This is a genomic window from Candidatus Nitrosopumilus sp., from assembly GCF_029882185.1.
Taxonomy (GTDB): Archaea; Thermoproteota; Nitrososphaeria; order Nitrososphaerales; family Nitrosopumilaceae; genus Nitrosopumilus.
In genome coordinates this window covers 1-8,775 of sequence record NZ_JAOULD010000044.1, presented here as the reverse complement: position 1 = coordinate 8,775, position 8,775 = coordinate 1, and the positions used below count along the sequence as shown (strand labels likewise).

Sequence of the window (8,775 nt, the reverse complement as noted above, 5' to 3'; positions counted from 1 at the left end):
CATTAAACACAAATTTATCTATTATTGCATAATACTGTGGCAAAATTTTTTGGAACAAATGGAATTCGTGGAGTCTTTAATGAAGATTTCACATTAGAGTTCATTCATGATATGACACTTGCAATTGGAACATATTTTCAAAAAGGACCTGTGTTAATTGGATATGATGGACGAGAATCGAGCCCTCTTATATGTAAAGTTGTAAGTTCTGCTCTTAATTCACTAGGAATTAATTGTAATGTTGCAGGACTAGTACCAACTCCTTGTTTAGAATTTGCAGTAAAGAGTTTGGGATATTCTGGAGGAATTATGATTACCGCATCTCACAATCCTTCACAATACAATGGCATCAAACCTTGCGCAAAAGATGGTGTAGAGATTTCACGTGAAGATGAATTAGTAATTGAGGAAATTTATTCACAAAAAAACTGGCTAAAACCTAATTCATGGGGAATTACTGGAAACGAAAATCAAACAATTGAAACATATCTTGAAGGAATTATTTCACATATTGATTCTAAATTAATAGAATCTAAACATTTCAAAGTTGTTTTAGATTTGGGTAATGGTGCACAAGCAGTATCTGCACCTAACTTTTGTGAAATACTTGGATGTGAAACATTTTTAGTAAATCCTAACATTGATGGTACATTTCCAGGACGTGGATCAGAGCCAACACCACAAAATCTTTCTGAACTTTCAAAAATTATACAAGAACATAATGCTGATGTAGGAATTGCATTTGATGGTGATGGAGATAGAAGTATTTTTTGTGACAACAATGGGAATATCTTGACTGGAGATAAGTCTGCACTGGTACTTACACAACATATTCTAAAGAAAAATCCAAATTCTTTAGTTGTAACTTGTTTGAATTCTGGTTCTAACATTGAAGTTTTAGCTGAGAAATTTAATTCCAAAGCTATCAGAACCAAAGTGGGAAGTGTTGAAGTCTCAAGAAAAATGGTTTCAACTGATGCATTAATTGGATTTGAAGAAAATGGTGGTTACATGTTTGGGAAACATAATCAAGTTAGAGATGGCTGCATGACTTTGGCATTGATGCTTGACTTGTTAGCGACATCAGAAAGATCTCTTGCTGAAGAGATTGATAATTTACCTCCCTCTTTTACCACCAAAGACAAAGTTGCATGTCTTGCTCAAAAAGTCCCTGCTCTGATTACTGCTCTAAAAGAGGAATTTCCAAACGCTGACACTTCTGATGGAATTAAGATAACATTTGATCCCAAAAACTGGGTAATGATTAGACCCAGTGGGACAGAACCAATTGTTAGAGTCTATGCAGAAGCTGAAAGTCAAGAGAAATTGGATGCATTGATGTCTGAATATCTTGAAAAAGTCAATTCAATAATTTCCAGATAACACTTTTAAAACCAAACGCAACGATGGATAGAATGGAGAATGAACCCCTAGGGTGACGAAGTATGGGAAAATCATATTATGTTAAATTTGAGACGCCAGAAGACCTCGTAAATCCAATCTTAGAAGCCGTTAGAGTAGCATCAACTAGTGGTAAAGTCAAGAAAGGAACCAACGAAGCAACAAAGGCAATTGAACGTGGTACTAGTAAACTAATTGTAATCGCTGAAGATGTCGAACCACCAGAGGTAGTTGCCCATCTTCCAATTCTATGTGAAGAACAAGGTGCAGCATACGCATTTGTCCCAAGCAAACAGGAATTAGGCAAATCTTTAGGTATTGATATCACTTCAGCCGCTGCAGCAATTTTGGATGCAGGTGATGCACAACACATTGTAGACCAAGTTGTATCATCCATCGCTAAAATTAAAGGCGGTAAGACCCAAGAATGAGTCAAAATGCTGAAGAAGTAGTTCAATCTGAAATTATTCAAATTGTTGGTAGAACTGGCATTGCTGGTGAAGTTATTCAAGTTAGGGTTAAAGTTCTTACTGGTAAGGATAAGGGAAGAATTCTTACAAGAAACGTCAAAGGTTCTGTTAGAACAGGAGAAATCTTAATGCTAAGAGAAACTGAAAGAGAAGCAAAGAAAATCAAATAGGTGTTTAGATGAGTCTTTTAGTTAAACCATGTAATTTCTGTGACAGACCTGTTGCAAAAGGATCTGGTACTATGCTTGCTAAAAATGACGGAACTGTATTATGGTTTTGTTCTGCAAAATGTAAAAAAAATGCACTAGTCTTAAAACGTGATCCAAGAAAGCTAAAGTGGACAAAAAAATACGTCAAAGGCGGAATTAGAAAGTAGAATTGACCGAACAATCATTATTCATTGTAAAACCAGATGCAGTATCTAGAAATCTAGTTGGTGAAGTTATATCTAGATTTGAAAGAAAAGGTTTCAAACTTTTGAAACTAAAGATGTTTACATTTACTCAAGCACAAGCAGAAAATTTTTACGGTGTTCACAAAGACAAACCTTTCTTTGGTGAGTTGACATCATTTATCACATCAGGACCTGTAGTAGCTGCAATAATTGAAGGAAATAATGCAATTGCCACTACACGAATAATGATTGGTGCAACAAAATCATTTGAAGCAGATCCTGGTTCCATTAGAGGAGACTTTGGATTAGGGTTTAGTGAAAATATAATTCATGCATCAGATTCACAAGAAAGTTTTGATCACGAATCGAGGGTAGCATTTGAGTGATCTGATTTGCAAATTCGTCAGCCCATAGTGGCAGTTCTTGGTCATGTAGACTCTGGAAAAACCTCTCTTTTAGATAGAATTCGTGGTACAGGTGTTCAGGGAAGAGAAGCCGGTGGAATTACCCAACATATAGGTGCAAGTTTTCTTCCAACTGAGACCATCAAAGAAATGTGTGGACCACTTTACCAAAAACTAGAACAATCTGAAAACAAAGTTCCTGGAATTTTGGTTATTGATACGCCAGGACACGAAGTATTTACAAATCTACGTTCCAGAGGTGGCTCTGCAGCAGATATTGCAATTCTAGTAGTTGATGTTAATCGTGGTTTTCAACCACAAACAAATGAGAGTCTTAAAATTTTACAGAGCAGAAAAGTACCATTTGTTGTTGCACTAAACAAATGTGATCAAATATCTGGATGGCGAAAGTCTGATACAAAATTTATTTCACAATCAATCAAAGAACAAGATGCATCAGTTCAAGCTGATCTAGATCAAAAAGTGTATGATGTTGTGGGAACATTGTCTATTCTTGGTTACAAATCTGAGGCATTTTATCGTGTACAGGACTTTAAATCAGAAATTGCCATAGTTCCAATATCTGCCCGCTCTGGTGTTGGTATTCCTGAATTACTCAGTGTTTTAGTTGGATTGACTCAACAATATCTGCAGAAAAGACTCAACCAAGAAGAAAAAGAACCACGTGGAATTGTTCTTGAAGTAAAAGATGAGATTGGATTGGGACAAACTGCAAATATTATCCTAATTGATGGAATCATCAAAAAAGAAAACAGTATTGTTGTTGCAAAACGTGATTCTGTCATTGTTACAAAACCCAAAGCACTTCTCTTGCCAAAACCTCTTGATGAAATGCGTGATCCTAGAGATAAGTTCAAACCTGTCCCTCAAGTGGAGGCAGCAGCTGGACTTAAAATAGCATCACCTGATCTTGAGGGAGTCCTTCCCGGAAGTACTCTGTATGTTGCAACAAATGCTGAAGAGATTGCCAAATATACTAAACTCATTGAATCTGAGATGCAATCTGTATTTGTTGACACAGAAACCAATGGAGTAATTCTGAAATGTGATACTATAGGCTCACTTGAGGCAATAATTGAGATGTTAAGGCGTTCACAAGTTCCTGTTGCAAAAGCAGACATTGGTCCAGTAACTAGACGAGATGTCATTGAAGCCAAAGCTATCAAAGAAAATGACAGACACTTGGGAGTTGTTTTGGCATTTAATGTCAAGGTGTTACCTGATGCAAAAGATGAATCAGAAACAAGTCACATCAAACTGTTTGAGGACAAAGTAATCTACAGCTTGATTGACAACTATAACGCATGGGTTGAAGAAGACTCTGCAAATGAAGAAGATGCAATGTTTTCAGAACTTATACCAATATCTAAATTCACATTCATGAAGGGAATGGTATTTAGAAATAATAATCCTGCAGTCTTTGGAGTTCGCATTGATGTTGGAAATCTAAAACACAAGATTCCATTTATGAATATGAAGGGACATAAGGTTGGATACATTCACCAATTACAACTGGACAAAAAGACTGTTTCGTCTGCTAAAGCAGGAGATGAGGTTGCATGTTCTGTTAAAGATGTTACAATAGGTAGACAAATCTTTGAAGAAGAAGTATTCTACACATTCCCGCCATCACATGAGGCAAAACAAATTTTGAAAAAATTCATGCATAAACTTTCTACTGAAGAACAAGAAGTTTTCAATGACATTGTTAGAATTCAAAGAGAAATTGAACCTGTATATGCTTACTAACTTGAATGTTTTTTACAAATCATATGAATTCCAGGAGCTCCTACTGCCCCCATCATTTTATCAACTATCTGTCCAGACTTAAACATAATAAATGTTGGAATAGATTGCACTGCAAATCTCATTGAGATATTTTGATTGTTATCTACATTAACTCTTGCAAATTTTACATTTGGATATTTTTTTGACAAGTTTTCAAATACAGGATGCATGGATTTACATGGTCCACACCATTCAGCCCAAAAATCTACCAAAGTTGGATTCTCAGTAGAAATTACTTGATCAAAATTAGAGTCATTCAAATCTATTATTCCAGGCTCCATTTCAGGTTCTGGCTTTGGTTTGAGCATTTCTTCCATCTTTTTTTGCATAATTTTTGCAATTTCTGGATCTTCAGACAATAAGTATTGATTCTATTTTCTACTAAAAAATCTATGTTGATGATGAAGAATGTTGTTCATCTGCTGATTTTACAGGAATTGATTCAAATCTACGTGAGTTGCAAATAGGGCACTGATCAATGTACCTTGTAAAGCTTACAGAGGTATATGCAATTCCACAATCTCCACAAATTCTAAGATTTCTACTTAATTTCCCCATTTACTATATTCAAATAGCATTGTGATTAAAACTTAACTTTACAACTGATTACCAAAATTGCCACCATGGTTTTACAACTGGTTTCTTTACAATTGTGCATACGCCATCAACTAGTTTTGTTCCGGGACCACAAATTCCAAACTTTTTCTCTTTTACAACTGGCTCCTCTAATCCAACTGCCTGATAAATAGAATCATACTCTGGAAAGTTCTCATCAAACCACTTCTTGTATGTTGCCTCGTTGTTATACCTGTCAACATAGCTTTGCGGATCTTTTTTCTCATCAACAAATGGCGCTAGTTTAACTGGCTCCTCTAATCCAACTGCCTGATAAATAGAATCATACTCTGGAAAGTTCTCATCAAACCACTTCTTGTATGTTGCCTCGTTGTTATACCTGTCAACATAGCTTTGCGGATCTTTTTTCTCATCAACAAATGATGCGATTCCTAACTCTTCAGGTTCATCTATTGGTTCTGTGACTGGATCTGGCTGTGAACTTGTCAACACGTCATTTACTGTAATGGATATTGTTTCTCTGTCTTCAACTCCGTCTTTTTTGGCAATGACATCAAATGTGTATGTCTTTCCCCCATCAGAACTATTTGGTGTCCATGAAAATACTCCTGTGTTTGATATGATTTTAGCTCCTGCAGGTGGGTTCTTGTCTAGACTAAACACCACATTACTCACTGAATTATCTGTTAATTTGACTGTGAATAGCAATAATTTGCCTTCATCTATGTTTAATTTTCCTAAGGGACTTATTTGGATATTAGTTGATCTTGGAGTGGCAGCAAACTCATTTGATGAGTCACTTATTCCCATAACATTAATTGCAGAAACTCTGTAGGTGTACTTTGAATTTGTGGTAAGACTCTTGTGCGAATATGTTCTTGTAGTGCTCTCTGAATCTTCAACTAATGTAGTATAGTTTCCGTCGTCTTTTTTCATTTCAATTTTATAGCCTGTGATTGGAGTATTTCCATCTTCTACTGGAGGACTCCATGCTAGGTTAATTTGAGTTGGAGATACAACTGTCGCAGTTAATTTTATTGGTGGAGATGATTTTGTCATTTGAACAACAGTTGATGTGATTGGATCCCCTACAACATTTACAGAATCTTCTTGTGGAGTAGCTGACGCAGTTGGCGATTCTTGTGTAGACCCATATCCAACAATTGCACTAACTACATAGGTGTAAGTTTTATCAGTTGACAAATTTGTTACAACAAATGTCGTAGTTCCTGCATTTGTATTTCCTATTGTATCATAAACTCCTGCAATAACTTCACGTTTAATTTCATACCCTGAAATTGATTGTCCAAAAGTTTGAGATGGTGGTAACCATGAAAGTTTGATTTGACTTGGTGAAATTGCAGCTGCAGTTAATGCAGTTGGTGTTGTTGTATGTGCTGGCTTTGTTGATGTGGTTGATGATACAACACTGGTTCCAGCTGAATTAATTGAATATATACGATAAGAATATGTTTCATCAGAATCTAAACCCTGATGAATAAATGATGTAGTCTTACTTGCTGTGTTTTCTGTAACTGGGATGTAATCCTTTGTTCCAATTTTATATTCTATTTTGTAACCTGTAATTTTAGGAATATTTTCAGCCATATCTGGTTCTGTCCATGAAAGAATTATTGATGTTGGGGAAACTGGTGATGATTTAATATTTTCTGGTCTATCAGGAAGTAAAACTTCTGGGCCTGAATTTAGAGAAAACACCTGGATTCTGTCATTATCTGAATCTGCAACTACTAGCAAATCATTTGATTCATCTAATGCTATTCCCATTGGTGAGTCAAATTGTCCATTATCTGAACCTGTAGTTCCAAATTCTTCAACAAAACAAACTCCGTCTACTACTTCATCTGTTCCACTAGGGCACGTATTGCCTTCAACCATCTCAAACACTTGGATTCTGTCATTATCTGAATCTGCAACATACAACAAATCATTTACTGAGTCATATGCAAGTCCATTTGGGTCGTCAAACTCTCCGTCCTCATTTCCTGTAGTTCCAAATTCTTCAACAAAACAAACTCCGTCTACTACTTCATCTGTTCCACTAGGACAGGTTGTACCTGTAACTAGCTCAAAGATCACTATTCTGTCGTTTCCAGAATCTGAAACATATAGAATTTGATTTGAATTATCAATTACCATATGTGTTGGATTTTTAAAATCATCGTTTCCATTAAAGGAATTAAATTCAAACATATAGTTTCCAGTTGAATCAAAGACAGATATTGAATCTGTTTCAATGTTTGAAACCAAAATCTCTCTTGTTGATTCTTGAATTACAACTCCAGTAGCCGATCCTAGATATTCATCTACTCCACTATTTGATGAGCCAAATTTGAATTGAAACTCTCCATCATCATCAAACACTTGAATTCTTTTGTTACCTACATCAACTACAAAAAATTTACCCAGTGCATCTCTTACAATGCTTAGTGGATTGTTAAATTGTCCATCCCCGTCTTCATCTGCACCATCTGCATTATCATTACAATCTTGTATTACTGCAATGTCACAAGATGTTCCAAATATAAAATCAAAATCTCCATCAATCTCAAATACACTAATTCTGTCATTGTTATTGTCAACTATGTAGATATTTTTTCCATTTTTATCAACAACTACATCTGTAGGATTGTTCAATTCATCATCATCAGTACCAGAAGTGCCAAACTTGAAAGAAAATTCAGGTTCTGCATAAGCAAATTGTATGGATACAATAAAAAGTGTTAATAATAGACTAAAAATTATTTTATTTTTCAAAGTGTAATTAATCTTCATGAATTAAAGTTAAATAATCAGATAATAAATTTCACTACCCATTAGATCAATTGAGGTTCACTCGTTTTGAAGATTTTAGATTCTTATGTATTTTCTTGTTTTGAAAATAATTATTGCTGGTATTCCAACATACATTCCCAAATTCATCAAAATTACACCAATTCCATAACCAAATACTTCAGATTCTGTCCCTGCATATTCCATTACAGAAAGTGTTGATAACAATGGAGTAATTCCAATCTTTACCATTTCCTTAAACACTGGACTTTCTCTCTCAAAATCTGCAATTGTTGGTGAGAATGTATAGTATAATTGGTTAAATCCGCTCATAAATGACACTCCTAAATCAGTATTCATCAACTGATTATCGCGAATCTCTCTGAGGAACTGAACCTGTGGTGCCATCTCAGAGCCATATGTTGCAGTAGCAATAAGACATCCACCTCCTTCAGAATTGTCTATAATTACACAGACTCCATTGAGAAGGTCTGTTCCTTCTCCACATTCTCCGAATTCCTCTACAATCTCTTCAGGTTCTTCTAATCCAACTGCCTGGTAAATTGTGATGTCAGGATGTGTTTTATCAAACCAATCTTTGTAAGTTGATTCCTTGTTGTATCTGTCAACATAGTATTGTGGATCCAAGTTTGGATCAACAAATGGCGCTAGTTTAACTGGCTCCTCTAATCCAACTGCCTGATAAATAGAATCATACTCTGGAAAGTTCTCATCAAACCACTTCTTGTATGTTGCCTCGTTGTTATACCTGTCAACATAGCTTTGCGGATCTTTTTTCTCATCAACAAATGGCGCTAGTTTAACTGGCTCCTCTAATCCAACTGCCTGATAAATAGAATCATACTCTGGAAAGTTCTCATCAAACCACTTCTTGTATGTTGCCTCGTTGTTATACCTGTCAACATAG

10 protein-coding genes are annotated in these 8,775 nt (G+C 35.5%); 6 read left to right on the top strand and 4 right to left on the bottom strand.

Features of this window, described 5'->3' with window-relative positions:
- Positions 1-36: 36 nt before the first annotated feature.
- From glmM to infB, 6 genes are all read left to right on the top strand, one after another.
- A complete protein-coding gene (glmM, locus tag OEW78_RS08760) occupies positions 37-1,383 on the top strand; it encodes a phosphoglucosamine mutase (protein ID WP_300326929.1) in 1,347 nt (448 codons plus the stop codon).
- A gap of 62 nt (positions 1,384-1,445) precedes the next feature.
- Positions 1,446-1,832, top strand: a complete 387-nt coding sequence (gene rpl7ae, locus OEW78_RS08755) for a 50S ribosomal protein L7Ae (RefSeq protein WP_300326928.1) — start codon at positions 1,446-1,448, stop codon at positions 1,830-1,832.
- The gene (locus OEW78_RS08750; protein WP_300326927.1) at positions 1,829-2,041 is read left to right on the top strand and encodes a 30S ribosomal protein S28e; all 213 of its coding nucleotides are present in this window, start codon (positions 1,829-1,831) and stop codon (positions 2,039-2,041) included. The genes rpl7ae and OEW78_RS08750 overlap by 4 nt, the downstream gene beginning before the upstream one ends.
- Positions 2,042-2,049: 8 nt before the next feature.
- A complete protein-coding gene (locus tag OEW78_RS08745) occupies positions 2,050-2,247 on the top strand; it encodes a 50S ribosomal protein L24e (RefSeq protein WP_300326926.1) in 198 nt (65 codons plus the stop codon).
- A 2-nt stretch (positions 2,248-2,249) separates the two neighbouring features.
- Complete coding sequence (gene ndk / locus OEW78_RS08740) at positions 2,250-2,651, top strand: nucleoside-diphosphate kinase (protein WP_300326925.1); 402 nt, start codon at positions 2,250-2,252, stop codon at positions 2,649-2,651.
- A gap of 6 nt (positions 2,652-2,657) precedes the next feature.
- Positions 2,658-4,439: a translation initiation factor IF-2 gene (infB, locus tag OEW78_RS08735; RefSeq protein ID WP_300326924.1), complete on the top strand. Its 1,782-nt coding sequence runs from the start codon at positions 2,658-2,660 to the stop codon at positions 4,437-4,439.
- Here the strand turns inward: infB and trxA are convergent.
- The 4 genes from trxA to OEW78_RS08715 form a co-directional block, all read right to left on the bottom strand.
- Positions 4,436-4,837: a thioredoxin gene (gene trxA, locus OEW78_RS08730; protein WP_300326923.1), complete on the bottom strand. Its 402-nt coding sequence runs from the start codon at positions 4,835-4,837 to the stop codon at positions 4,436-4,438. The two genes, infB and trxA, sit on opposite strands and share 4 nt — an antisense overlap.
- Before the next feature lie 31 nt (positions 4,838-4,868).
- The gene (locus tag OEW78_RS08725; RefSeq protein WP_300326922.1) at positions 4,869-5,036 is read right to left on the bottom strand and encodes a hypothetical protein; all 168 of its coding nucleotides are present in this window, start codon (positions 5,034-5,036) and stop codon (positions 4,869-4,871) included.
- Between the two features lie 48 nt (positions 5,037-5,084).
- Positions 5,085-7,850 carry a fibronectin type III domain-containing protein gene (locus tag OEW78_RS08720; RefSeq protein WP_300326921.1) on the bottom strand — a complete coding sequence of 922 codons (2,766 nt, stop codon included), beginning with the start codon at positions 7,848-7,850 and terminating at the stop codon, positions 5,085-5,087.
- Positions 7,851-7,925: 75 nt separating this feature from the next.
- The coding region (locus OEW78_RS08715) for a CFI-box-CTERM domain-containing protein (RefSeq protein ID WP_300326920.1) at positions 7,926-8,775 on the bottom strand (850 nt) is incomplete at its 5' end.